At 67.7% G+C, this 23,156-nt stretch carries 23 protein-coding genes; 13 read left to right on the top strand and 10 right to left on the bottom strand.

The window, feature by feature from the left end; genetic code table 11:
- The first annotated feature begins 499 nt into the window (after positions 1–499).
- Positions 500–3,022, top strand: coding sequence for a PepSY domain-containing protein (locus tag RI032_RS11020; protein ID WP_049408957.1), 2,523 nt, complete (start codon positions 500–502; stop codon positions 3,020–3,022).
- Between the two features lie 121 nt (positions 3,023–3,143).
- Here RI032_RS11020 and RI032_RS11015 read toward each other — a convergent pair whose 3' ends face one another.
- The gene (locus tag RI032_RS11015; protein ID WP_322547008.1) at positions 3,144–5,684 is read right to left on the bottom strand and encodes a methyl-accepting chemotaxis protein; all 2,541 of its coding nucleotides are present in this window, start codon (positions 5,682–5,684) and stop codon (positions 3,144–3,146) included.
- A 202-nt stretch (positions 5,685–5,886) separates the two neighbouring features.
- On the opposite strand from RI032_RS11015, the gene RI032_RS11010 reads away from it, so the two are divergent.
- Positions 5,887–6,726: an arylamine N-acetyltransferase family protein gene (locus RI032_RS11010; protein WP_019338949.1), complete on the top strand. Its 840-nt coding sequence runs from the start codon at positions 5,887–5,889 to the stop codon at positions 6,724–6,726.
- Positions 6,727–6,790: 64 nt separating this feature from the next.
- On the opposite strand, the gene RI032_RS11005 is transcribed toward RI032_RS11010, so the two are convergent.
- Genes RI032_RS11005 through RI032_RS10995 form a run of 3 tightly spaced genes read right to left on the bottom strand, consistent with a single transcriptional unit; the run spans position 6,791 to position 8,920 of the window.
- Positions 6,791–7,162 (bottom strand): VOC family protein, encoded by a 372-nt coding sequence (locus RI032_RS11005; RefSeq protein ID WP_019338950.1) that lies wholly within the window; start codon positions 7,160–7,162, stop codon positions 6,791–6,793.
- 22 nt (positions 7,163–7,184) lie between these two features.
- A complete protein-coding gene (locus tag RI032_RS11000; RefSeq protein ID WP_029550907.1) occupies positions 7,185–7,823 on the bottom strand; it encodes a response regulator transcription factor in 639 nt (212 codons plus the stop codon).
- Complete coding sequence (locus tag RI032_RS10995) at positions 7,820–8,920, bottom strand: sensor histidine kinase (RefSeq protein WP_322547007.1); 1,101 nt, start codon at positions 8,918–8,920, stop codon at positions 7,820–7,822. The genes RI032_RS11000 and RI032_RS10995 overlap by 4 nt, the downstream gene beginning before the upstream one ends.
- Positions 8,921–9,076: 156 nt before the next feature.
- On the opposite strand from RI032_RS10995, the gene RI032_RS10990 reads away from it, so the two are divergent.
- From RI032_RS10990 to RI032_RS10980, 3 genes are all read left to right on the top strand, one after another.
- The gene (locus RI032_RS10990; protein ID WP_322547006.1) at positions 9,077–9,499 is read left to right on the top strand and encodes a DUF2141 domain-containing protein; all 423 of its coding nucleotides are present in this window, start codon (positions 9,077–9,079) and stop codon (positions 9,497–9,499) included.
- Positions 9,500–9,524: 25 nt separating this feature from the next.
- A complete protein-coding gene (locus RI032_RS10985; protein WP_322547005.1) occupies positions 9,525–11,048 on the top strand; it encodes a carotenoid oxygenase family protein in 1,524 nt (507 codons plus the stop codon).
- A gap of 62 nt (positions 11,049–11,110) precedes the next feature.
- Entirely contained in the window at positions 11,111–11,827 is a 717-nt protein-coding gene (locus RI032_RS10980) for an ABC transporter substrate-binding protein (protein WP_322547004.1), read from the top strand.
- 91 nt (positions 11,828–11,918) lie between these two features.
- Here the strand turns inward: RI032_RS10980 and RI032_RS10975 are convergent, their stop codons facing one another.
- A complete protein-coding gene (locus RI032_RS10975) occupies positions 11,919–12,818 on the bottom strand; it encodes a LysR substrate-binding domain-containing protein (RefSeq protein WP_010481100.1) in 900 nt (299 codons plus the stop codon).
- 98 nt (positions 12,819–12,916) lie between these two features.
- On the opposite strand from RI032_RS10975, the gene RI032_RS10970 reads away from it, so the two are divergent.
- On the top strand, positions 12,917–13,060 hold the full coding sequence (locus RI032_RS10970; protein ID WP_010481098.1) for a hypothetical protein: 144 nt from the start codon (positions 12,917–12,919) through the stop codon (positions 13,058–13,060).
- 7 nt (positions 13,061–13,067) lie between these two features.
- Here the strand turns inward: RI032_RS10970 and RI032_RS10965 are convergent, their stop codons facing one another.
- Together RI032_RS10965 and RI032_RS10960 are read right to left on the bottom strand one after the other, a co-directional pair.
- A complete protein-coding gene (locus RI032_RS10965; protein ID WP_322547003.1) occupies positions 13,068–13,634 on the bottom strand; it encodes a GIY-YIG nuclease family protein in 567 nt (188 codons plus the stop codon).
- Positions 13,635–13,676: 42 nt separating this feature from the next.
- A complete protein-coding gene (locus RI032_RS10960; RefSeq protein ID WP_322547002.1) occupies positions 13,677–15,230 on the bottom strand; it encodes an alkaline phosphatase in 1,554 nt (517 codons plus the stop codon).
- Positions 15,231–15,351: 121 nt separating this feature from the next.
- On the opposite strand from RI032_RS10960, the gene RI032_RS10955 reads away from it, so the two are divergent.
- The gene (locus tag RI032_RS10955; protein WP_322547001.1) at positions 15,352–16,146 is read left to right on the top strand and encodes a D-alanyl-D-alanine carboxypeptidase family protein; all 795 of its coding nucleotides are present in this window, start codon (positions 15,352–15,354) and stop codon (positions 16,144–16,146) included.
- A gap of 13 nt (positions 16,147–16,159) precedes the next feature.
- Here RI032_RS10955 and RI032_RS10950 read toward each other — a convergent pair whose 3' ends face one another.
- On the bottom strand, positions 16,160–16,753 hold the full coding sequence (locus tag RI032_RS10950; RefSeq protein WP_322547000.1) for a TetR/AcrR family transcriptional regulator: 594 nt from the start codon (positions 16,751–16,753) through the stop codon (positions 16,160–16,162).
- Positions 16,754–16,769: 16 nt separating this feature from the next.
- On the bottom strand, positions 16,770–17,366 hold the full coding sequence (locus tag RI032_RS10945; protein WP_057502407.1) for an NAD(P)H-dependent oxidoreductase: 597 nt from the start codon (positions 17,364–17,366) through the stop codon (positions 16,770–16,772).
- A gap of 127 nt (positions 17,367–17,493) precedes the next feature.
- Between RI032_RS10945 and RI032_RS10940 the strand changes: the two genes are divergently transcribed.
- Positions 17,494–18,027, top strand: a complete 534-nt coding sequence (locus RI032_RS10940) for a hypothetical protein (protein WP_010481085.1) — start codon at positions 17,494–17,496, stop codon at positions 18,025–18,027.
- A 69-nt stretch (positions 18,028–18,096) separates the two neighbouring features.
- On the opposite strand, the gene RI032_RS10935 is transcribed toward RI032_RS10940, so the two are convergent.
- Positions 18,097–18,924 (bottom strand): isocitrate lyase/PEP mutase family protein, encoded by an 828-nt coding sequence (locus RI032_RS10935; RefSeq protein ID WP_322546999.1) that lies wholly within the window; start codon positions 18,922–18,924, stop codon positions 18,097–18,099.
- 168 nt (positions 18,925–19,092) lie between these two features.
- On the opposite strand from RI032_RS10935, the gene RI032_RS10930 reads away from it, so the two are divergent.
- The 5 genes from RI032_RS10930 (at position 19,093) to accC (ending at position 23,107) form a co-directional block, all read left to right on the top strand.
- Entirely contained in the window at positions 19,093–19,821 is a 729-nt protein-coding gene (locus tag RI032_RS10930) for a DOPA 4,5-dioxygenase family protein (protein WP_257471171.1), read from the top strand.
- 503 nt (positions 19,822–20,324) lie between these two features.
- Positions 20,325–20,774 carry a type II 3-dehydroquinate dehydratase gene (gene aroQ / locus RI032_RS10925; RefSeq protein WP_010481082.1) on the top strand — a complete coding sequence of 150 codons (450 nt, stop codon included), beginning with the start codon at positions 20,325–20,327 and terminating at the stop codon, positions 20,772–20,774.
- Positions 20,771–21,196 carry a lysozyme inhibitor LprI family protein gene (locus RI032_RS10920; RefSeq protein ID WP_322546998.1) on the top strand — a complete coding sequence of 142 codons (426 nt, stop codon included), beginning with the start codon at positions 20,771–20,773 and terminating at the stop codon, positions 21,194–21,196. Before aroQ ends, RI032_RS10920 begins: the two co-directional genes overlap by 4 nt.
- Before the next feature lie 53 nt (positions 21,197–21,249).
- Complete coding sequence (gene accB, locus RI032_RS10915) at positions 21,250–21,729, top strand: acetyl-CoA carboxylase biotin carboxyl carrier protein (protein WP_010481080.1); 480 nt, start codon at positions 21,250–21,252, stop codon at positions 21,727–21,729.
- Between the two features lie 10 nt (positions 21,730–21,739).
- The gene (gene accC, locus RI032_RS10910; protein WP_010481079.1) at positions 21,740–23,107 is read left to right on the top strand and encodes an acetyl-CoA carboxylase biotin carboxylase subunit; all 1,368 of its coding nucleotides are present in this window, start codon (positions 21,740–21,742) and stop codon (positions 23,105–23,107) included.
- Positions 23,108–23,156: the final 49 nt, after the last annotated feature.

Here is a 23,156-nt window from a genome sequence, read left to right as displayed (position 1 = left end):
GGGCGATGTCGGAGTGCGGGGACGCTGCAAGTACGTCCCTGTAAGCTTGGCAGCCGCATCCATGCGGCTGACACCCCGCACTCCGACACCGCCCCACCTCTGACAGATCTTCGCGGCTGTTGGTAGGTGTCGACCTTGGTCGACACATCTGTCAGATATCGATATTCAGAACGGAGTCAGACCCCGTTCCGACAGATCGCGGAAAACTGTCGAAGGCGGGGTGGGTCCGGTTGCGGGGGTGTCCGCGGCATGGATGCCGTGGCCAAGGCTACAGGGACGTACTTGCGCCGTCCCCCTCAACCGGACCCACCCCGCCAACCCACGGAAAGCCAGCTTTTGACGTTGACGTTGCTCCGGCTTGTAGCGGGTGCAGGGCTGCAAAGCCCTGCAACAAAACCCTCCTTGACCGTAGCCCGTCCGCCACGGAGAATTCCGCGACTAATTCTCATTTGCTGTTGCGCAGGATGCGGGCGGCAGCCTTCCTGGCCCTCCTCCTTCGATGTTCAAGAACGTCCTGTTCCAACTGCACTGGCTGCTGGGCATCACCGCCGGCGCCGTACTGGCCGTGATGGGCCTCAGCGGCGCCGTGCTGTCCTTCGAGGATGAACTGCTGCGGGCGGCCAATCCCGGTTTCGCCGAGATTGCCGAGCACCATGCCGACGGTCAGCTTCCGCTTGAACTGAGCGAGCTGGTGCCGCTGCTGCAGGCCGACAGTAATCGCCCCCTGCAGCGCCTGCGCGTGGATGCCACCGGGCTGCGGCCCTCGGTGGCACGCTTCGCCGGTGGCAAGGAACACTGGGTCTACTTCGATCCGTACAGCGGCGAGCGATTCAGCGCCCTGCGCGGGCAGGCGTTCTTCGATTTCGTCGAGGACCTGCATCGCCACCTCGCCGCCGGCGAGCGCGGCAAATGGATCACCGGCAGCTGTGCGATCGCCCTGCTGTTCTTCACCCTGTCCGGCCTCTATCTGCGCTGGCCGCGGCGCTGGTGGCACTGGCGCAGCTGGTTGGCGGTGGAATGGAAGCGCAGCGGCCGTGGCTTCCTGTGGAGCCTGCACTCGGTGGTCGGCACGTGGGTGCTGCTGATCTACCTGATGAGTGCGCTGACCGGCCTGTGGTGGTCCTTCGACTGGTATCGCAGCGCCGCCAACACCCTGCTTGGCGTCGCACCGGCCGCCAAGCACAAGATCGCCACCGGCGCCGCCCTGAACCTGGAACGCGTCGAAGCCACGCTGTACGCACTGCCCGGCGTGCGCACCGGCTACATCGACCTGCGCCTGCCGGAGAAGCCCGGGCAGGCACTGAATGTACGCGTGATGGCCGGTGATCCGTCGCAGCGCGGCGGCCAGCATGACCGCGCGCATGATCTGCTGCAGCTCGACCCAGGCACGGGTGCCACGCTCGATGCCCGCCCCTATGCACGCCAGGGCGTCGGCGCGCAGCTGGCCACCAGCGTGTTCGCGCTCCACTCGGGCAGCTACTTCGGCGTGCCCGGGCGTGTCGTGGTGATGCTCAGCAGTTTGGGCATGAGCCTGTTCTTCATCACCGGCTGGATGCTCTATCTGGACCGCCGACGCAGCCAGCGCGCTGCGCGTGGCCTGCGCCAGTCGCTGCCAGCAACGCCTGCCGATGGCGGTGGCACGCCGTGGCTGGTGGTGCATGCCAGCCAGAGCGGACTGGGCGAACAACTCGCATGGCGCGCAGCCGCGCAGCTGCAGGCATCCGGTCATGCGGTGCAGGTGCTGCCGCTGGCCCGCGTCGATGCCGTGCAGCTGGCACGCACCGCGCAGGCGCTGTTGGTACTGAGCACCTTCGGCGATGGCGAACCACCGGATGCGGCGCGAGGTGCTGCACGACGGCTGATGGCACAGACACTCGACCTGTCAGGCCTGCAGTTTGGACTGCTGGCGCTGGGTGATCGACAGTACCCGCACTACTGCGGCTTCGGCCGCCAGGTTGATGGCTGGCTGCTCGGCAACGGCGCGCGCCCGTTGTTCGACCGCATCGAAGTCGATGCCGCCTCGGTCGCGGCGCTGCGCCAATGGCAGCTGCAGCTGGGCGCGCTGACCGGCATCGCCACCGATGACAGCGTGCTGCCGGCGGCCACGCAGATGCATGAGTGGCGGCTGCTCGGCCGCGACCGGCTCAACCCGGGCAGCGTGGGCGGCGCCATCTGGCGCATCTGTCTTGCGCCACCGGCCGAGGTGCAGTGGCAGGCGGGCGACATCCTGCATATCGCGCCCCGGCACAACGCGCGGCATGCCAGCGCGGTGTTGAAGGCACAGGGGCTGGATCCGCTACAGCCGCTGCTGGTGGACGGCCACCCACGCACCCTGCTGGCGCTGGCCAGTGAACGCGAGCTGCCCGAGGCCGACGCCGCGCTGGCGGTGCAGGATCCGTGCCTATGGCTGGCCGGCCTGCCGATGCTGCCCGGACGCGAATATTCAATCGCCTCGTGCACCGAGGATGGCGCGGTGGAACTGGTGGTACGACTGGTGCACGACGACACGGGCCGCGCCGGGCTCGGCTCGGGCTGGCTGTCGCTGCATGCACCGATCGGTGCCAGTCTCGTCGCCCGCGTGCACCGCAATCCCGGGTTCCACCGCGTCGCCGGTGCACCGATGGTGCTGATCGGCAACGGCACCGGCATCGCGGGCCTGCGCAGCCTGTTGCGCGAAGCCGCGCATGCGGGCGAGCACGGGCACTGGCTGCTGTTCGGCGAACGCCAGCGCGCGCATGACTTCCTGTTCGCCGACGAGATCGAGGCCTGGCAGGCCAATGGTCATCTTGCGCGGGTGGACCTGGCGTTCTCGCGCGATGGCGACGGTGGCTATGTACAGGATCGCCTGCGTGCGGCGGCCGATGCCCTGCGCAACTGGATGCAGCGTGGTGCAGTCATCCACGTGTGCGGTTCGCTGCAGGGCATGGCCGAAGGCGTGGACCAGGTGCTGCGTGAAGCACTCGGTGATGAGGCGGTGGAAACACTGCTGGAGAACGGCCGCTACCGTCGCGACGTGTATTGATTCCTGCCAGCGCGCATTGGCCTGAGCCGAGCATGGGCTCGGCTCTACAGTGTGCCTGCAGCCGATGTAGAGCCGAGCCGACGCTCGGCTGATTCCCGGCCAGCCGACAAGGAACCGCAGGCTAGGCCGCCGCAGCGCGCGCCTGTGGCATCGACTGCAGACGGAACGCGCCCACCGCTTCCGCCAGCGCATGCACCTGCGCCTGCATCTGCGCTGTCGAAGCACCCGCCTCTTCCACCAGGCTGGCGTTGCGCTGGGTACTGGCTTCCATCTGCACGATGGTCTGGTTCACCTGGGCGATGCCGGCATGCTGGTCCTGCGACGCGCTGCGGATACCGGCCAGCAGATCCGCCAGTTGCTGCACGCTGCCGACAATCTCGCCCATCGTGGTGCCGGCCTGTTCGGCCTGCTGGTTGCCCTGGCCCACACGCGCCACCGAATCCTCGATCAGGCCCTTGATCTGTTTGGCCGCCTCCGCGCTGCGTTGTGCCAGCAGGCGCACTTCTGCGGCCACCACGGCGAAGCTGCGGCCCTGCTCACCCGCGCGCGCGGCTTCCACCGCAGCATTCAACGCGAGGATGTTGGTCTGGAAAGCGATGCCATCGATCAGCTGGGTGATGTCGCCGATCCGTCGCGAGGCCTCGCTGATGCCCTGCATGGTCGCGACCACCTGGCCAACGGCCTCGCCACCGCGCTGGGCCACTGCCGCCGCGCCCTTGACCAGCACGTCGGCACGGCCCGCGGCATCAGCATTGCGGCCAACGGTATCGGTCAGCTCGTGCATCGACGCCGCCGTCTCTTCCAGGTTGGCCGCCTGCTGTTCGGTACGCTGCGACAGGTCATGGTGACCGGCAACGATCTCGCCAACGCCGGCATCCAGGCTGGACGTGGCGTGCTGGATGCGGGTGACGATGCGGCCCAGTTGCGCGACGGTGGCGTTGGCATCGTCGCGCATGCGTGCGAACACGCCCTGCAGCTCACCTTCCATGCGCACGCTGAGGTCGCCGCGGGCCAGCGCGGCCAGAAGCGCCTGCAGATCGCCGAGGTTGGTCTCGAAGGTGGTCAACAGGCGATTGATGCTGGTCGACAACGTACGCACAAAGCCCTGCTTTCCCTCCAGCGCGATGCGCCCGTGCAGGTCGCCGTGCGCGGCGGCGTCGACCAGTGCGGCCACTTCGGTTTCCAACAGGGTTTCCAGCGCACGGCTGCGCCACTCCACCGCCACACCAAGGAAGTGACCTTCGTCGATGATGGCGTTGGCAATCAGCTGGTAGCGCACCCCTGCATGGCCGATCTCGCGCTCCTCGCGCTGGCGCACACCGGCCAGGCTGGCCAGTGCCGGATGCAGGCGCACCGCATCGCTCGCCACCAGATCTTCAACCTGGAGGTCAAGCTGCTCCAGCAGCGCCGGATTGGCGTAGGCGACCTGCCCTTCCGCATCAATCACCATCAGCCCGGTCTGCGCGCTGTCCAATGCCTGGCGCACCCGGGTATTGCCGCGCGCCACGGCACGCTCAGTCTCGATGCGCGCACGCAGGCGCTGCTGCATGTCGACCAGGCGCTGGGCCAGCTGGCCGATCTCATCATTGGCGTTGTAGACGCGCAGGGTGGTGTCGAGGCGGTCGTCAGCGATATCGCTGGCGAAACGCAGGGTGTCCTGGATCGGCTGGCGCACCGCACGCAGCACCAGCATCAGGCTGGTGATCAGCACGCCGGCCACCAGCAGCAGGGTCAGTGCGAACAGCACGCTCATCGTGCGTGCGCCGGCCTGCTGGCGCGCCTGCGCCGTGGCCAGCGCCGCCACCTGCGCCTGCTGGAAGGCGGCCAGCGCCGGTGCTACGCCCGCGGCGGTATCCAGCAGCGACTGCGCTTCCACATCCAGGCCGACGCGGGCAGCGGTATACCCCAGCAATGCGGCCTGATACGCCTCCATCCCGGTGCGCAGGGTGTCCTGCGCATCTGCGGGAAGGCCCGCCAGCGCGAGGTCGAACGGCAGCTTTTCCTCGCTGGCGCGGTCGGCGTGAGTGGAGTCACCGTCGACCAGCAGCAGTGCCTCCTGCCTTCGCATCTTCTGCAGTGACAACGCCAACGACGGCCGCTGCAGCGCATCCACCTGTACCTGCAGGGTATCGGCGGCCTGCTGCAGCTGCGCGGCGAGGCCGGCATCACCACGACCCATCTCGTCGACACGTTCGAACAGGGCGGCCACACCCTGCGAGAACGCGTCGGCGGCTTCGGTCAGCGCCTGCAGGGCCTTGCGCCGGCCAGTATCCATCGGCGTCGCGCGCAGCGCCTGCAGATCGACCTGCAGTGCCTTCTGCGTGGCCAGCAGCTGCGCGCGGTCGGCATCATCGAAACTGCGTGCATACTGGGTCTGCAGGCGACGCGCTTCGGCCACCCGCGTGGACAGGCTGGCGGCCAGATCGCTGCCGCGCTGGTAGCTGGCCTGGCTGCGCGCAGCCAGTGCGTTGGCATGGCCGGTCCAGGCGTAGACAGCGGCGATCGCGACCAGGCCCAGGCCACAGACCCACAGGGTCGCCTTGAGCTTGTTGGCCACGCTGAGCCGATGCGGCTGCAGCCAGCGCAGCAGGCCGGGGGACGCCGAGTGCAACGCGGCAAGGCGCGTGCGCAGGGACCGGAGGTGGGGGACAACGGCCGACATGACAGACTCCAGGCGGAAAGACGCACCTGTATCGGCCGGATTCAGGGCAACTTTAGCGCCTTCTTCGTCCGGGTCCCCCCGTCGCGGGTGGACGCGGCCTTTGTACAGGGTGCAAGCGACGGGGGCATGACGCGGGCGCCGCGCTTGACCTCAACCCCGGTTGGGGGAGCACAGTGGACGTTCCTCCCCGCCCGGTGCCTCCATGACGACGCTCGATGTCCCCCGCTACCTGCAACGCCTGCAGCTGGATGCGCCGCCACCGCGGACCCTGGCCGGCCTGACCCTGCTGCAGCAGCGCCACAACGCACTGCTGCCCTTCGAGACCCTCAGCTGCCTGCTGCGCGACGCGGTGCCGATCGACCTGGACAGCGTGCAACGCAAGCTGCTTGACGACCGCCGCGGTGGGTACTGCTTCGAACTCAATGGCGGCCTGCTGGCCCTGCTGCAGGCACTGGGCTTTGATGCGCAGCCGCTGAGTGCGCGCGTGCTGCTGGCAGCGCATGACGGCGAACTGACCGCGCGTACCCATCTGCTGCTGCGCGTGCATGTGGATGGGGACGACTGGCTGGTGGATGCCGGTTTCGGCAGCCTGACCCCGACCGTGCCGCTGCGGCTGCACGATGCGCAGCCGCAGGCCACGCCGCATGAGCGCTATCTGCTGCAGCGTCTGCCTGACGAGGGCGACTTCGTGCTGTCAGCCGAATCCAGCGACGGCTGGCGGGCGATGTACCGCTTCGATCTGCAGGCGCCTGCACCGATCGACAACGTGGTGGGCAACTGGTACGTATGCACCCACCCCGATTCCAGCTTCCCGGGCCAGCTACGCGTGTCGCTGACCGGACCGGACTGGCGCCGCACCATCGGCAGCGGCAACTACACCGAGTACCGCCCCGGGCAGGCGCCGGACAAGCGCCCGCTGCATGATGTGGGTGATGTGCGTGACGTGCTGCAGCAGCGCTTCGGCATGCAGCTGCCGGACGACCCGCGACTGGACCCGGCCATCAATGACTGGCTGCAGCGCTCGCGCGCCGCGACCTTGTAGGGCCGAGCCCATGCTCGGCTGAGCTGGAGCGGCTGGGCCAACAGCAGCCGAGCGTGGGCGGGCTCTACAGAGCTGCGCGTGCCTGCAGCGCAATGCGGTTGCCTTCGCTGTCGCGGATCTCGGCCACACGCCAGTCACCCGCGTCGGCCGGGCCGAAGCGCAGCTCAGCTCCCGATTGCAGTGCACGGTCGAGGCTCGCATCCAGGTCATCGACGCCGATGTAGATGCGGGCGCCCTGCTCGGAGGGCCGGTAGTCCGCGCCGTGCACCAGCGCAATGCTGGCACCGGCGGCGTCATCGGAGAACGGCAGGTAGGCCATCCGGCAGTCGTGCAGCACGATAGGTTCGTCCACCGCGACCTGCAGCCACCGCTGGTAGAACGTGATGGCCCGGTCCAGGTCACTGGCCGGGATTTCCACATGCAGGATCGGGTTCACTGGCACGCCTTGCTCGGTCCACTCAGATGATGCGCAGGGTAATCGCCTTCAGCACTGCACGGGTGCGATCGCGGGTGCCCAGCTTGTCGAGTATGGCCGACACGTAGTTCTTCACCGTGCCTTCGGCCAGGAACAGGCTGCGCGCGATTTCCTTGTTGCTGTATCCACCAGCCAGCAGGCGCAGAATCGCCACTTCGCGTTCCCCGAAGGTATCGGTGGGCGGTGCTTCGTCGTGGAAGCGGTAACGGGCGCGCACCGGCTCGGTGCTGACCGGCAACAGCAGGGTTTCACCCGCGGCGACGCGCTCGATCGCTTCACGCAGGTCTGCGGGCACGGCGTCCTTGAGCAGGAAGCCCTGTGCGCCGGCCTCGCTGGCACGCAGCAGCAGATCACTTTCATCGAAGGTGGTCAGCAGCAGGCACGGCGTGGCATCACCGCGCGCGCGCAGCTGGCGCAGTGCCTCGATGCCGTCCATCCCGGGCATGCGGATGTCACTGAGCACCACATCCACGCGCTGGGCAGCCAACGCGTCCAGCAGCGCCTGGCCCTCTTCGGCCTCCAGCACCACGTCTACCCCCAGGCCCTGCAGCAGCGCGCGCAGACCCGCACGCACCAGCGCCTGGTCATCGGCCAGGGCAACGCGGATCGCGGCGCCACTCATGCCGGCAACCATGCGGTCAGGTGCATGCCGCCCTGTGCGGTTCGCGCCAGCTCCAATCGCCCCTGTACGGCCGCCAGGCGCTCGCGCATGCCGGCGATGCCATTGCCCTCGCGGATGCGTTCGGCGCGCTGGCCGTCATCGCGGATATCGATACGCAACCGGGAATCCTCTTCACTGATCGTCAGCCAGACGGTGTCTGCATTGCCGTGGCGGGCGGCGTTGGTCAGGGCTTCCTGCACCAGCCGCAGCACGGTCTCGGCCATCAACGGGTCAGCCACGCGCACCCCGTCGCCGATCTGCAGCTGCAGCTTTGGTCGTGGGAAGGGTGCGGCCAGCGCATGCAGTGCGGTGGCCAGATCGAGGCCGCGATCATCGCGCATCGATTGCACCACCTGGCGGATGTCGGCCAGCAACTCGCCGGACAACCGTTCCACCAGCACCAGTCCCTCGCGGCCGGCCAGTGCTGGGTCAGCGGCCAGGGCGCGCAGGTTGAGCCGCATCGCGGTGAGCTTGTGCCCAGCCACATCGTGCAGCTCACGCGCCAGGCGCAGGCGCTCGGCATCGCGTGCGCTGTCGGCCAGCAGCGCGCGGGTAGCCAGCAGGTCGGCGTTGACCCGGGCCAGGTCATCGCGGGCCAGCGCCGTGCTGCGGGCATAGTGGGCGGTCAGTGCGGCGAAGGCCTGGAAGCCGCCATAGAGCAGAACGACCAGCAGCGGCTGGCTGAAGCCGCTGTGGCGCAGCGCGGCATACACCGCCAGGTTGGCCAGCAGCGCAACGCCCAGCACGAAGCGCGGCGACCAGTGCTCGGCCAGCTGTGCGACCAGCACCACCAGCAGCACCGGAGCAGTTCCGGTACGCGGCTGCAGCGCAACCAGCGCAACCGCCAGCAGCGCCTGCAACACCGCAGCGACGGCGCGCACGCGGGATGGCATCGACGCCCAGCCGTGCACCACGAACAGCAACAGGAACACGGCAAGCAGCAGCAGGCTCAGCCCGGCACCGTTGCGCTGTACAGCGAACGACAGGCCCACCGCCAGCACGGTAACCAGGCCGGCAAGGCTGAGAGGACGCAAGAGATGGCGGAACAGGCTGGGCATGGCCAGATGCTGACCGCCGCACACGCCGGCGGCAATGGGTCCGGCGCAGAAAGTGACTTCTGGCACGTCGAATCGATGACCACTGGCCCTGAACCCCGTGCACCGCGCCACGCAGACTGGCGCCACACCGCCACACACACTTCCGGAGCCACTGCCATGATCCGCACCGCCCTGCTCAGCACCGCCCTGACTGCACTGGCCCTGGCCGCCAGTGCCCACGCCGCCGACCTGTCCGTGACCGTGCACGACGTCCGCGTGCAGACCGGTACCCTGCGCGTTGCGCTGGTCGACAGCGCTGCCGCCTGGGACGGCAAGGCCAAGCCCGTGCAGGCCCAGCAGGCGGCGCCCAGCGGCGACAGCGCTCACTTCACGTTCAAGGGTATACCGGCCGGCAGCTATGCCGTGCTGCTCACCCACGACGAGAACGACAACGGCAAGCTCGACACCAACCTGGTCGGCATGCCGGTGGAAGGCTACGGCTTCAGCAACAACCCGCAGGTGATGCGCAAGCCGACCTTCGACGAAGCACGCGTCAACGTGCCAGCCGCTGGCGCCGCCATCGACATCACCCTGCGCTGATTCCGCATCCAGACCCGAGGCCACCATGGACCGTCGCCGCTTCCTTCGTACCTTGCTCAGCAGCAGTGCCTGCCTGGCCCTGGGCGCCACCGCGCTGCGCAGCGCTCCCGCCTTCGCCGGCGACCCGGCGCGGTTCGCGCAGGGTATGCAGGAACACCCCTGGCTGCTCGGCTGGCGCAGCGTCGGCAGCGAAAGCCTCGGCCCGGCCACCGTGCAGCTGCAGGGAAAGCTGCCGTCAGGCCTGGCCGGTACGCTGTACCGCAACGGCCCGGCGTGGACCGAGCGCGATGGCTTCCGCTACGACCACTGGTTCGACGGCGACGGCATGGTGCATGGCTGGCGTTTCAATGGTGATGGCAGCCTGACCCATCACGGGCGCATGGTCGCCACGCCGAAATTCACCCGTGAACAGAAGGCCGGCCGCTTCCAGTATCCGGCTGCCGGCACCAGCGTTCCCGGTGCGCTGGCGGTACGCAACAACGATGATGCCAACGTGGCCAACACCTCGGTGACGATGATCAATGGCCGCCTGTTCGCGCTGTGCGAATCCGGTTCTGCGTTCGAAGTGGACCCCGATTCGCTGCAGACGCTCGGCCCGGTCACCTGGCGCCCGGACCTGGCCGCGCTGCCGTTCTCGGCGCACCCGCTGACCGATCGCGACGGCAGCCTCTGGAACTTCGGCTCGATCAGCCTGATGGGGGGCCATGGCCTGCTGGTCTGGCACATCGGTGCGGACGGCCAGCTGCGCAGCGCCAATGTGATCGAAACACCCGAGCATGGCTACCTGCATGCCTTCGCGATGACCGACCAGCACCTGGTGTTCGTGATGATGCCGTTCGATTTCACCGGCGCAGGTGGCAGCTTCTTCGAGCGCATGCAGTTCGCACCGCAGCGTCCTGTGCGTATCGCGGTGGTCGCCAAGGATGCGCCGGACAAGGCGCAATGGTTCGAGGCCCCGTTCGCGGCGATCTATCACTTCGGCGACGCGTTCACCCGCGATGGCGGCATCGTGCTGCGCGCAGTACGCCATGACGACATCAACGAGGCGCGCTCGCCGATGAAGGAAGCGATGGCCGGTGACGGTGCACATGCGGCCAACAGTGGCGCCAGCCTGGTCGAGCTGCATCTGGACCTGCGTCGTGGACAGGCCCGCTGGGAGACGTTGGGCATCAGCGCGGTGGAGTTCCCGTTGTTCGACCCGCGCTCGACGAACACACGTGGCGCACGGCTGTATGCGCCGACCATCGACGGCCCGGCCACCGCACCGTACTTCAACGCCGTGGCTGCGTTCGACATCGATCGCGGGCGCCGCCAGCGGTGGAACTACGGGCCGGACATCATGGCCGAAGAGCATGTGTTCGTACCGCGCCCGGGCAGCCGCGACGCTGATGATGGCTGGCTGATCGGCACCCTGCTTGACCCGGTCAACAAGCGCAGTGGCCTGGCGGTGCTGGATGCGCGCCATGTGGATGACGGCCCGCTGGCACAGGCCTGGCTGCCGTATGCGGTGCCACTGGGCTTCCACGGCACTTTCGCCGCGCACGGCTGAGTCCACGCTACGCGGACACCGTTGTTGGCATGCTGGGTCTCCCCTGCCCCGTGGAGTCCTGCATGTCCTTGGCCGACCATCGAAGTACGCTGGCACCGCACGGTTTCCTGCGCGTGGCGATCAACCTGGGCAACCCGGTGCTGGCACAGGGCGATGCGCGCTCACCGCGCGGCCCCTCGCTGGAACTGGCTACCGCATTGGCGCAACGGATGGGGGTGCAGGCACGCTTCACCTGCCACGATGCCGCAGCCTCGGTGGTTGCCGCAGCGGGCGAAGACGGCTGGGACCTGGCTTTCCTGGCCATCGATCCGGCACGCACCGACCGCATCGCCTTCAGTGCCCCGTACGTGGAGATCGAAGGCACCTATCTGGTTCGCGAGGACAGCCCTGCGCGGCAGGTGGCCGACCTCGACCGCGAGGGGCTGCGCATCGCGGTGGGGCGTGGCGCGGCCTATGACCTGTTCCTGAGCCGTGAACTGCGCAACGCCACGATCGAGCGGGCGGAGACCTCGGCGGCGGCCATCACCCTGTTCGATCAGCAGCGTCTGGATGCCGCCGCCGGCGTGCGCCAGCCGCTGGAGGCCTGGGCACAGGCGCATCCCGGCCATCGCGTGCTGGCCGACCGTTTCACCGCGATCCAGCAGGCCGTGGCGGCGCCAGCGTCGCGCCCAGCCGAGGCACTGCAGACGCTGTTCGACGAGGTGGAAGCGATCAAGACCGGTCCCTTGCTGGGCGAAGCGTTCGCCCGTGCAGGGCAGGCAGTCACGCTGGTGCGGTGACTGTAGAGTCGGGCCATGCTCGACTGCTTCTTCGAAAGACCAGTCGAGCATGGTTCGACTCTACAGATGCGAGATCAAGCACCGCGCCACGCTACAGATGCGCGTCTGCCATGTGCCGCACGTGCTCGGCGGCCTGCGCATGCAGCCAGTCGCGGAACGCGAGGAAGCCACGATGGCTGGCCGAGCGCTGCGGGTACACCAGCCAATGTGGCCAGTCGGTCTTCAGGCGCTGGCTGGACAGCGCGACCAACTGGCCCGAATCCAGCAGCAGCCGCGCCCGCGTCACCCGCCCGAGGGCCACGCCCACGCCATCCAGAGCGGCGCGATGGTGCGCCTCCGAATCATCCAGCACCGCCACGAAGCGCGACGGCGGGCTCTGCCCGCTCAACGCGAACCAGGCGCCCCATGCCCCGTCCGGATCACCCAGCAGCGGCCACTGGGTCAACGGCACACGGTCGACGCCTCCCATGCGTTCGATCAGCGCCGGGCTCGCCATTGGCAGCAGCCATTCGTCGAACAGCGGCTCCACCACCAGACCTGGCCATTGCCCGCTGCCCAGCCGCAGCGCGGCGTCGAACTGGCGCTGCCGCTCGAAATCAATCAGGCGTTCACTCGACTGCAGGTTGATCTCGATCTGCGGGTGCTCTGCCACGAAGTGACCCAGGCGCGGCACCAGCCAGGCCGAGGCCATCGACGGTACTGCGCTGATCGTCAGCACGTGCTCGGCACGTGCGGCATAGGGCTGGAAGGCTTCGTTGATCGCATCCAGATGCGGACCCACCTGGTCGAGCAGGCGCTGGCCCTCCAGGGTGAGGGTGACACCACGCGGCTGGCGGATCAGCAGCGGCTGCCCGAGCCGTTCTTCCAGCTGCCGCATCTGATGGCTGAGCGCGCTGACGGTCAGGTTCATCGACGCCGCCGCGCGCGACAGGTTGCCGAGCCGGGCGGCGGCCACGAAACCCTGCAGGGCATGGAGCGGTGGGCGGGACATCAGGCTTGAATTCCTCTCAAGGCACGCTTGCGGAAATGTCGCTTTTTGCCCGCCCATGCTGCCCGTATCGTGCAATCCACTCAAGTGGAGGCACGCTCATGAACATCTTCGGCGGCTTGTTGTTCCTGCAGGGCCACGTGGCCAGCACCGAGCTGGCACGCCAGCTGGCCAGCCCTTCCACACCTGCCCCGCAGTGCGCGCAGCAACCGGCTGCGCCTGTTCAGCCGCCGAGAACCCGTTGAACGCTCCTCACCCTGCGTACCAGCGTTGGACGTGTTCAGGCAGCCACGGGATCGGATCGATATCCAATGCCCGACAACCGTCGAGGGTGTCACGCAGCGCGCGCTCGCCGGGGCCACTGGGCAGCCGCAGGCCTTCCTCCTCCGGAAGTTGCACCGCAGCCCAGTCGTGCAGCTGGTCCATGCGCAGGCACAGGGCGGCCCGCAGCCACGCCTTCAGTGGATAGCAGCGATAGCCTTGTTCGCCCAACGCGATAATTGCACGCGACAAGGCCTGGTTGGCACCACGTACCCATTCGGTGCGACCTCCAGCCTTGTCCTGGACCGTCATCGGCGCCGGCGCGCGGTGCGCCTTGAACGGCGAACGCAGCTGCAGCTCCAGATCTCGCGCATCGCGCTCGCTTTCCGCTTCCACCAGTGCACCGGCGTCGAGGTCGAAGAACTCGAACCAATGCCGGTGCAATGCGCTGATGCGTCCGAGCGGATCACGTGAGAAACCGATCTTCGCGTAGTCTTCCCACGCACAGGGGAAGACGTAGGCGAAGACACGACCGTCGATGCGGATATCCGACTGCATGTGCGCAGGCTGCCTCGACAACAGCCCGGGTGCAACCGGGCGTTACCGTGGACGCTGCAGCGCCTCCTGCACCGCCGCAGCCACGTCGGTGTTGTCGATGTAACTGCCGTCGTTCCAGCGCACGTGCTGACGGTAGCCGGCATCAACGCCGCGCACGCGCTTGCCCAGCAGTTCCGACCCCGCGCCCTTGGCCCACAATGGCACCAGTGCATTGGAATGGTTGCCGGTGGGACGGAAACTGATCCCGGGCATGCGGCCGCGGCCGTTGTTGCGTACCGGAGAGAAGGCAACGGCCTGTGCATCCGGGCCCATCGGCATGCTGTTGTCGTGGTCGGTGGTAACGATCAGCAGGTTGCGCTCCCAGCCACCGTTACGCTCGATCCAGTCGACCACCGCCGTCACCGCGTTATTGAACTCCATGGTCTCTTCGATCAACCGGCCATACTGCGGCTGATCGCTGCACTGGCCGTAATGCCATTCGGTGCCGCAGGCACTGGTGTGTGCGGCCCAGTCGGTGGCGCCACCTTCCACCATCAGGTACAGCCCCTTGGACGAGCGCTGCTGCAGGAACTGCAGCGCGCCGCGGGTCATGGTCGCCAGATCGGGGACGCTGTCGATCTTCCTCACTCCCGAAGGCGTGGCTGCATCCTTGCCCAGCACCTGCAGGCGGCGCGCCTGCTGCAGGGTGTTGGCCACGCGCGGTACACCGATCAGCGGCCTGTCGGCCGGCAACCGTCCCTGCGCCAGTGCGGCGAACGCTTCCTTGCTGCGGATCAGGCGCCACGGTCCCGCCGGATTGCCGGCGATGGTGCTGCCCGCTTCCAGCTGCTGCCAATCCTGCTGCGACACCCACTCCCATGGATTCGCGCAGCCCTCTGCGTTTGCGGCGTCCGTGCCTTCGTTGCAGGCGCGGCCGTCGACGCTGTAGCCCGGGCCTCCGGTGCCCATCACCAGGTCCATGTGGCCCTGCGCCAGCATCTGGTGCGCAATGGCGTGATAGCTGCTACGCGATTCGTTCTGCGCTGCGAATGCGGCCGGTGTGGCGTGCGCGAACGGTACCGAAGTCACTACACCGGTCGCCATGCCCAGGCGCTTGGCGCGCAGCGTATTGAACTCGACCGGCTGGCCATCGTTGTTGTAGTTGATGGCGTTGTTGTAGGTCTTGATGCCCGAGGACAACGCGGTGCCCGCCGCCGCACTGTCGGTAGCCACCGCGGCCAGGTACTGGTAGCCGGCAAACGGCAGGTCCTGCGCAGGAACCGGCGTGTCATCCCAAGCCTTGCCCGGGTCGTAGCCAAGCGTCTGTGCGTTGTCGCGGGTCGGCTGGCTGCTGGCATTCAACGGGAAGCTGGTTACCGCCAGGCGCAGCGGGAAATCCGCATAGGGTGCGCCTTCGCGGCGGCCATACTGCCAGTAGGCCGCCGCGTCCCAGGTACCCCAGCCGGCACCGTCGTTGATCATCACGATCACATTGAGCGGACCGGCTTCGGCGGAGGAAACAGCCTCGGTGCGCAGGTTGGGCTGGCAGCCTCCAAGTGCGGCCAGCGCGAGCAGCAACGAAGAATGAAGCCAGTGGCGTGGAATGCGTGCAGTCATCGGATGTCCCGTCGGGCCATCGGCGGCCCGCAATGATGCTACGTTATATCGTTGCAATATTTCAGCTTCGTGCAGCCGCCGCACACTATCCTCCAGGGCCCCCACTGTCATCGTCGTTTCCATGCCGCTTCCTGCTCCTGCGCGTGCACCGCTGTCGTCCATCACCCTCGATGCGGCAACCTTCGCAGTGATTCACCAGCACAACGCGGACATCGCCAGGCAACCGGCCTCGCTGACCAAGCTGATGACCGCCTACGCGGCTTACGAGTGTGTCGAGGAGCGCGGGCGCTCGTGGGAGGACGAAGTCACCATCGCCGCCGACGACGTGCATGCGGTCGCCGACGATGAAACGCGCATGGGCCTGGTGCCCGGCGAAACGGTCACTCTCGCGCGCCTGCTGGAAGGCTTGATGATCGTCTCCGGCAATGACGCGGCGCTGGCGGTCGCGCGCCACCTGGACGGATCGCAGCCTGCGTTCCTGGAGCGCATGAACCGGCACGCGCGCCAGCTCGGCCTGCGTAGCACCTGGTTCGCCAGCGTCTCCGGCATCACCACGCCGCATCATGCGTCCAGCGCGCGCGACATGGCGGTGCTGGCCGCGTGCCTGTTGAACGATCATCCGCAGATCCTGGCGGTCACCGCGCAGCGCGCGTTCGCGCACGGCAGCTTCAACCGCAACAACCAGAACGCCCTGCTTGGCGATGACGGCGTGGATGGCTTGAAGACCGGCTACACCCAGGCCGCAGGCTTCTGCCTGGCCGCCACCGCATGCCGGGTGGTACACGGGCGGGACGAGCCGATACGCCTGATCACCGTGGTATTGGGTTCTGAGAGCCGCGACGCGCGCGACGCATGGGTGCGCGATCAGCTGGCGGCAGGATTCGCCACGCTGGCCGGCAGTACCGCCGGGGCCTGACCTTCGAAGCGGCTCAGCGACGCTTGACCGTCGCCACGATCAGCCGCTGCAGCTCGGCCTCGGCGTCGGTCTTGTCCAGCGCGCCCGCGGCCACACCCTCGGACAGGATTTCAGCCGCACCCAGGATCGCCCAGCGTCCCGCCAGCGGCACCGAGCCGTCGCTGGCGAACGGGCCCAGCCAGGCGTCGCAGTTGTCGATGAAGTCCTGCTGGTAACGCCGCCGCACCTCGTGCAGTTCCGGCGCACCCACCAGCGCGGCGAGGATGCCCTGCACTTCACTGCCCTGGCTGAGGATGCAGTCGATGTAGCCGGAGGCGATGGCTGCCGCACGGTCGGCCAGCTGCGCCCGGGCGCGGCCGATACGCTCGTGGAAGACCACCGTCTGCCGCCCGTCATAGTCATCGTAGAGCGCGGCCAGCAGGCCGTTGCGGGTCACGAAGTGATCGTAGGCCACCGGCTTGGTCACGCCCGCCGCCTCGGCCAGCCGTCCCAGCGTCAACGCGTCGGTGCCCTCTTCGCCAACCAGCGCCCAGGCCACGTCCAGCAACTGGCGGGCGCGTTGCTCGCGGGTCAATCGGCGGCGCGTGGGAGCGGCGTTGGCAGGCATCGGCGGAACACGGTGATCAACTCATCGGAGTACCGATTTTACGGCCGATTTCCATGGCGGTCTGCAGATGCGCCTGCGCGGCACCGCTGTCGGCGTCGAGCAGCAGTTCGGACGACAGCACGCGCGCGCCACAGTAGTCGAAGATGCCCATGTCGATCTGGGTCTTCATCGCCGTGCCATAGCCGCGCCGTTCGATCATTTCCGCGCCCGCACCGCCAACGCCGACCAGATGCACGCGCAGGCGCTGCAGCTTCTTCTGCACCTTGCCATCGGCACCGTCCTGGTACGCCCAGCCCTGGGTGAACACGCGATCGATCCATCCCTTCAGCAAGGCAGGGAACGACCACCAGTACAGCGGGTAGACCAGCACCAGCGTATCGATGGCGTCCAGCCGCGCATGCTCGGCCGCCACATCGGGCGGAACCGGGCCGGTCCCGCGGAACAGTGCCTGGTCATCGCGGTTGAAGCGCGGATCGAAGCCTTCGGCGACCAGGTCGGCGTGGGTTACGGTGTTGCCGGCGCCGATGGCCCGGATGGCGTCGCCGATGCGCTGGGCGATGGCATGGGTGAGCGATCCGGTTTCCGGGTGGGTGGTGACGATGAGACTGTGCATGGGTGAATCTCCAGAAATCATTACCTACCAATGGTAAGTAATGATTCCCGGATCACCAGCGCCACCGATGGGACGCTGTTTTTGCGTTCACCGTATAGTGCGCCGCATCCCGTGGAGGTCTCCGACGATGCACCGACGCCTGCTTGCTCCCCTGCTGTTCCTGCTGCTGGCCACGATGGCGCCGACGGCCGTAGCCGGCGAGCTCACCCCATCCGAATCGGCCGCCCTGCGCCAGGACGTGCAGGGGATGCTGGCCGCGTTCGCCCGCGGCGATGCCGAGCTGATCATCGCCCGCACGCATCCCAGCCTGAAACGCCTGGCCGGCGGTGATGAGGTATACGCCCGATCAACCCGCGACACGGTCAAGGCGCTGCACGAGGCCGGCGTCACCATCATCAGCGACGAAGCTGGGGTACCGACCCGTACCTATGCCGCCGGCGACGAGGAGGTCTGCTTCGTCCCGCGCTACTCGTTGCTGCGCGTACGTGAATCCCCGATCCGCAGCACCTCGTTCATGGTCGCCGTGCGCCGCGTCGGCGCCGCGCAATGGAGCTATCTGGATGGCGCGGGGTTGCTCGACAACCCTGAGCTGCTCTGGCAACTGCTGCCAGCGCTGGAGCCTGGCGTGACGCTGCCCAGGGGTGGAGTGGAAACGCTGTAGCGCGATTGCTGGGCGTCGGTACGCTCCGGCGCATCCATCTTCGCATGGCATGGATCTACCGGCTGTCCGTTAGCGGAACAACGCGTTCAACGCGGCCCCCGAAGCCGCCTGCTGCAGCCCATCGAAACGCCCCTCCTGCACGATCGGCTGTGTGGCCTGTATCAGCCCACCCCATGCCGCACGCGCAAGCGCACCGCCCAGGCTGACCCGGCGAACGCCAAGTGCTGCGATGTCCTGCAGGCTCAGCGGTGTCGGTCCACCAACCAGCAGGTTCACCGGTTTTGACCCTGCAGCGGCAACCACCGCGCTGATCTGCTCGCGCGTGCTGATGCCAGGCGCATACAGCACATCGGCACCGGCCTCGGCATAGGCCCGCAGGCGCTGCAGGGTGTCCTGCAGATCCGGCACGCCGACGAAGAAATTCTCCGCACGCCCGACCAGCAGCACGTCACCGCCTGCGCGGTCGATGGCTGCACGGGCAGCGCGCAGGCGCTCGACCGCCTGGTCGATCGAACGCAGCGGTGCATCGGCGACGCCGCTGGCATCCTCGATCGACAACGCCGCGATGCCGGTGTCGATCGCTGCAGCCACCGCCTCCTCCACCGCCTGCGGCGTCGCGCCGAAACCATCACCGAAGTCGGCATTCAACGGCAACGAGGTCGCCGCCGCCATCAGGCGCAGATGCGCCAGCGTGGCCGGCAACGAAACCGCGCCATCCGGCCGCCCTTCGCTCCAGGCGCAGCCGGCACTGGTGGTGGCCAACGCCAGGAAGCCTTGCCGCTGCAGGTAGCGCGCACTGCCCACGTCCCACGGGTTGGGCAGCACGAAGCACCCCTGCGCGTGCAGTTGGCGGAAAGACGCGCGCTTGTGCTGTGTGTCGGCATCGGGCGAGGTCATGGCAGGGCTCCGGGGCGGCAGACCTGCACCCTAGCCCGCCGTGCGGTCGCGCTCAATGGCATCGAAGCCGGCCATGCATGAAGTGATGCCCCCTGCTTATTGGACGCCACCGGCAGCCCTGCCCGAGCGTACGTGGTTGTCCACACCAGTGCCGCCACGGAGCCCTTCATGCAGCCTGACCCGCAGCCCCTCATCGACGCCGGCGATGATGACGCCCAGTGGGCCGACCTGCTCTCGCCGGCACGGCGCCGCCTGATCGCTTCGGCGGGTCTGGCCGCCGGTGGCCTGGCCAGTGCGTCGACCGGCACCGCAGCACCGCGCGGCAACGACGCGGTGAATACCACCGAGCCTGGCCGCCCCGGCTTCCGTGTCATCGTGCCGCCAGCGCCGGAAGGGCGCAGCCCCTGGGGCCAGGCCACAGCCAGCGAACCGACCCTGCGCCCGGCCAGCGTGCGTCCCGGCGAAGCCACCCTGCCCGCGACCCCACGCGCCTACACCGACATCAAGAGCTATCACGCGCATATCTACTTCGACGAGGACAGCTTCGAGAAGGCTGCGCTGCTGCGGCGCTGGGCGGCCGAGCGCTTCCCGGTGGAGCTGGGCAACTGGAACCTGGAGCCACGCGGACCACACGTCACCCCGTCGTTCTATTTCGGCTTCACCAACGACCTGCTGCCGGTGCTGGTGCCCTGGCTGCAGCTCAACAGCCTGGGCCTGACCATCCTGATCCACCCCAATACCGGTGATGGCCGTGCCGACCACCTGTATTACGCGTTGTGGGTGAACCGCGCGCAGCCGGTGAACGCCTACAACTGGCCGGCACCGAAGCCGGGGGAACGGGAGCCGCTGGAGGAGGTGTTCCCGAACGTGGTGCCGACGGTGCCGCTGGAGACCTGACCCGCCTTTCCGGTGGGTGCGTAGCTTGCTGCGCACCTTGGGACGCCCTTCGGTGGGTGCGTAGCTTGCTGCGCACCTTGAGCCCCCCTCCGGTGGGTGCGTAGCTTGCTGCGCACCTTGGGCTGCCTCTCGGTGGGTGTGTAGCTTGCTGCGCACCTTGGGCTGCGTCTCGGTGGGTGCGTAGCTTGCTGCGCACCGAACTTCCCTCATCCACGCATGGCGTGGATCTACTGATCGGTGGCCTCATCCGCGCATGGCGTGGATCTACCGCATCACCGCCCATGGCAGCATCAGCCCTGCCCCTGCCTGCCGCTATCGTCGCCCTACGTGCACGCATCCCCCGCCCGCACGGCGTTCAGCGCGCCTTGATCCGCCGCCCCGCGTAGGGCCGCAAGCGCTTCGGCAGGTTTCAAACAAACGATTGAAACGCGGCAAACTTCGCCGAACTGGACAGCATCCGCCGGTTCCGCCAGACTGCCGCCCTTTCCCGTCTTCCGGATCCCATGGCGAAGCTGCTGGTCCTGCACGGCCCCAACCTCAACCTGCTCGGCACCCGCGAGCCGGAGGTCTACGGCCACACCACGCTGGCCGACATCGACCAGGCGCTGGCGGCCCAGGCCTCGGCCGCCGGGCACGCGATGGAGAGCCTGCAGTCCAATGCCGAGCACGTACTGGTGGACCGCGTGCAGGCCGCGCGCGACGACGGAACCGCTTTCATCCTGATCAACCCCGCCGCCTTCACCCATACCTCGGTGGCCCTGCGCGATGCGCTGGCGGCGGTGGCGGTGCCGTTCATCGAGATCCACCTGTCCAATCCGCATACCCGCGAACCGTTCCGCCAGCACAGCTACTTCAGTGACAAGGCCGTGGGCGTGGTCTGCGGCTTCGGCGCCGACAGCTACCGCTACGCGATGGACGCGGCGCTGCTGCGCGTGCAGGCGGCCCGCGCGTGAACGTGCTGCCGCGCGTGCTTGCCGGCGTTCTGGCGTGGGCCGGTCTCTGCGGTGCGGCCACGGCGTTCGACCGCGAGGACGAAGGCATCGACTGCGCACGTCCGACCACCACGATGGAGAGCGACCTGTGCGCCTCGGACGTGGCCGCAGCCGCTGATGTCGAACTCAATGCGGTGTATGCACAAGCCCGGCGCCAGCTGCGCACACCCGCCAACGGTGGCGGCTGCAGCTATTGCGGCGATGCCGAGCAGCAGCTGGTCCTGGCCCAGCGTGCCTGGATGCAGCTGCGCGACCACGACTGCAACGCCGTCTATGCCCTCAATTCCGATGGCACGGCGCGCAACGGCGCACAGATGCGCTGTCTGATCACCCTCGCGCGCGACCGCACACGGCAGCTGCGCGAGTTCTACGAACTGCTTTGACCCGAGCGCGATGCGCTTCCCACCACACTGACATCAAGAGCAAAGAGGCCACCATGGATCTCCGCAAAATCAAGAAGCTGATCGACCTGCTGGAAGAGTCGAACCTGGCTGAAATCGAAATCAAGGAAGGCGAAGAGTCGGTGCGCCTGTCGCGCGCCCCGGTGGCCGGCTATGCCGCCCCGGTCGCCGCCCCGGTGTATGCCGCTCCGGCTGCTCCGGCGCCGCAGGCGATGCCGATGCAGTCGCCGACCGAAGCTTCCACCGGCGGCACCGCCAAGCCGGGCCCGGCACTGCCGGAAGGCCACGTGCTGCGCTCGCCGATGGTCGGCACCTTCTACGCCTCGTCCGCTCCGGACAAGCCGGCCTTCGTCACCGTGGGCCAGCAGGTCAAGGAAGGCGAGACCCTGGCCATCATCGAAGCGATGAAGATGTTCAACCCGATCGAAGCCGACAAGTCCGGCACCATCGTCGCCATCCTCGGCGAGAACGGCCAGCCGGTGGAATTCGACCAGCCGCTGTTCGTGATCGGCTGAGGGGCACGCCATGCTCGACAAAGTCGTCATCGCCAACCGAGGGGAAATCGCGCTGCGCATCCTGCGCGCGTGCCACACCCTCGGCATCCGCACGGTGGCCGTGCACTCCACGGTCGACCGCAACCTCAAGCACGTGGCCATGGCCGACGAGTCGGTCTGCATCGGCCCGGCGCCGTCGCCGCAGAGCTACCTCAACATCCCGGCACTGATCGCCGCAGCGGAAGTCACCGACGCCCAGGCCATCCACCCGGGCTACGGCTTCCTGTCGGAGAACGCCGACTTCGCCGAGCGGGTGGAAGAGTCCGGCTTCATCTTCATCGGCCCCAAGGCCGACACCATCCGCATGATGGGTGACAAGGTCGAAGCCATCCGCGCGATGAAGTCCGCCGGCGTGCCGTGCGTGCCCGGCTCGGGCGGCCCGCTGGGCGAGGACATCGTCGCCAACACCAAGATCGCCCGTGAGATCGGCTACCCGGTCATCATCAAGGCAGCCGGTGGCGGCGGTGGCCGCGGCATGCGCGTGGTGCACGCCGAAGCCTCGCTGAAGACCTCGATCGAAACCACCAAGAGCGAGGCCAAGGCCGCGTTCGGCAATGGCGAGGTCTACATGGAGAAGTTCCTGGAGAATCCGCGCCACGTGGAGATCCAGGTGCTGGCCGACGGCCAGGGCAACGCCATCCACCTGGGTGAGCGCGACTGCTCGATGCAGCGCCGCCACCAGAAGGTGGTGGAAGAAGCGCCGGCGCCGGGCATCACCGCCGAGCAGCGCGAGCAGATCGGCAAGGTGTGCGTGGAAGCCTGCATCCGCATTGGTTATCGCGGCGCCGGCACTTTCGAGTTCCTGTACGAGGACGGCCGCTTCTACTTCATCGAAATGAACACCCGCATCCAGGTGGAACATCCGGTCACCGAAATGGTCACCGGCATCGACCTGGTGGCCGAGCAGCTGAAGATCGCCGCCGGCCAGAAGCTGTCGATCAAGCAGAGTGACGTGGTGCTGACCGGCCATGCCATCGAATGCCGCATCAACGCCGAAGATGCAGAAACGTTCGTGCCGAGCCCGGGCACCATCACCGGCTTCCATCCGCCGGGCGGCCCCGGCGTGCGCGTGGACACCCACATCTACAGTGGCTACCGCGTGCCGTCGAACTACGACTCGATGATCGGCAAGCTGATCGTGCACGGCCCGGACCGCGAAACCGCCATTGCCCGCATGCGCGTGGCACTGAGCGAAATGGTGGTCGATGGCATCAAGACCAACGTCGCCCTGCAGCAGCGGATCATGCGCGACAAGGGCTTCCAGGCCGGTGGCCAGAACATCCACTACCTGGAAAAGCGTTTGGCCGAACGCAAGAACAAGCCGATCGCGCTGACCTGATCGGTGCCCGGTGCTGGACATGAAAAGGGCGGGGATATTCCCGCCCTTT

The organism is Stenotrophomonas geniculata, from assembly GCF_034508895.1.
Lineage (GTDB): Bacteria > Pseudomonadota > Gammaproteobacteria > Xanthomonadales > Xanthomonadaceae > Stenotrophomonas > Stenotrophomonas geniculata.
This window is presented reverse-complemented; position numbering and strand designations above follow the sequence as displayed.

Excerpts from the sequence above, each read along its gene's own strand:
- RI032_RS11020 (WP_049408957.1), top strand. The coding sequence starts at position 500 with ATGTTCAAGAACGTCCTGTTCCAACTGCACTGGCTGCTGGGCATCACC.
- RI032_RS11015 (WP_322547008.1), bottom strand. The coding sequence starts at position 5,684 with ATGTCGGCCGTTGTCCCCCACCTCCGGTCCCTGCGCACGCGCCTTGCC.
- RI032_RS11010 (WP_019338949.1), top strand. The coding sequence starts at position 5,887 with ATGACGACGCTCGATGTCCCCCGCTACCTGCAACGCCTGCAGCTGGAT.
- RI032_RS11000 (WP_029550907.1), bottom strand. The coding sequence starts at position 7,823 with ATGAGTGGCGCCGCGATCCGCGTTGCCCTGGCCGATGACCAGGCGCTG.
- RI032_RS10995 (WP_322547007.1), bottom strand. The coding sequence starts at position 8,920 with ATGCCCAGCCTGTTCCGCCATCTCTTGCGTCCTCTCAGCCTTGCCGGC.
- RI032_RS10990 (WP_322547006.1), top strand. The coding sequence starts at position 9,077 with ATGATCCGCACCGCCCTGCTCAGCACCGCCCTGACTGCACTGGCCCTG.
- RI032_RS10985 (WP_322547005.1), top strand. The coding sequence starts at position 9,525 with ATGGACCGTCGCCGCTTCCTTCGTACCTTGCTCAGCAGCAGTGCCTGC.
- RI032_RS10980 (WP_322547004.1), top strand. The coding sequence starts at position 11,111 with ATGTCCTTGGCCGACCATCGAAGTACGCTGGCACCGCACGGTTTCCTG.
- RI032_RS10975 (WP_010481100.1), bottom strand. The coding sequence starts at position 12,818 with ATGTCCCGCCCACCGCTCCATGCCCTGCAGGGTTTCGTGGCCGCCGCC.
- RI032_RS10970 (WP_010481098.1), top strand. The coding sequence starts at position 12,917 with ATGAACATCTTCGGCGGCTTGTTGTTCCTGCAGGGCCACGTGGCCAGC.
- RI032_RS10965 (WP_322547003.1), bottom strand. The coding sequence starts at position 13,634 with ATGCAGTCGGATATCCGCATCGACGGTCGTGTCTTCGCCTACGTCTTC.
- RI032_RS10960 (WP_322547002.1), bottom strand. The coding sequence starts at position 15,230 with ATGACTGCACGCATTCCACGCCACTGGCTTCATTCTTCGTTGCTGCTC.
- RI032_RS10955 (WP_322547001.1), top strand. The coding sequence starts at position 15,352 with ATGCCGCTTCCTGCTCCTGCGCGTGCACCGCTGTCGTCCATCACCCTC.
- RI032_RS10950 (WP_322547000.1), bottom strand. The coding sequence starts at position 16,753 with ATGCCTGCCAACGCCGCTCCCACGCGCCGCCGATTGACCCGCGAGCAA.
- RI032_RS10945 (WP_057502407.1), bottom strand. The coding sequence starts at position 17,366 with ATGCACAGTCTCATCGTCACCACCCACCCGGAAACCGGATCGCTCACC.
- RI032_RS10940 (WP_010481085.1), top strand. The coding sequence starts at position 17,494 with ATGCACCGACGCCTGCTTGCTCCCCTGCTGTTCCTGCTGCTGGCCACG.
- RI032_RS10935 (WP_322546999.1), bottom strand. The coding sequence starts at position 18,924 with ATGACCTCGCCCGATGCCGACACACAGCACAAGCGCGCGTCTTTCCGC.
- RI032_RS10930 (WP_257471171.1), top strand. The coding sequence starts at position 19,093 with ATGCAGCCTGACCCGCAGCCCCTCATCGACGCCGGCGATGATGACGCC.
- aroQ (WP_010481082.1), top strand. The coding sequence starts at position 20,325 with ATGGCGAAGCTGCTGGTCCTGCACGGCCCCAACCTCAACCTGCTCGGC.
- accB (WP_010481080.1), top strand. The coding sequence starts at position 21,250 with ATGGATCTCCGCAAAATCAAGAAGCTGATCGACCTGCTGGAAGAGTCG.
- accC (WP_010481079.1), top strand. The coding sequence starts at position 21,740 with ATGCTCGACAAAGTCGTCATCGCCAACCGAGGGGAAATCGCGCTGCGC.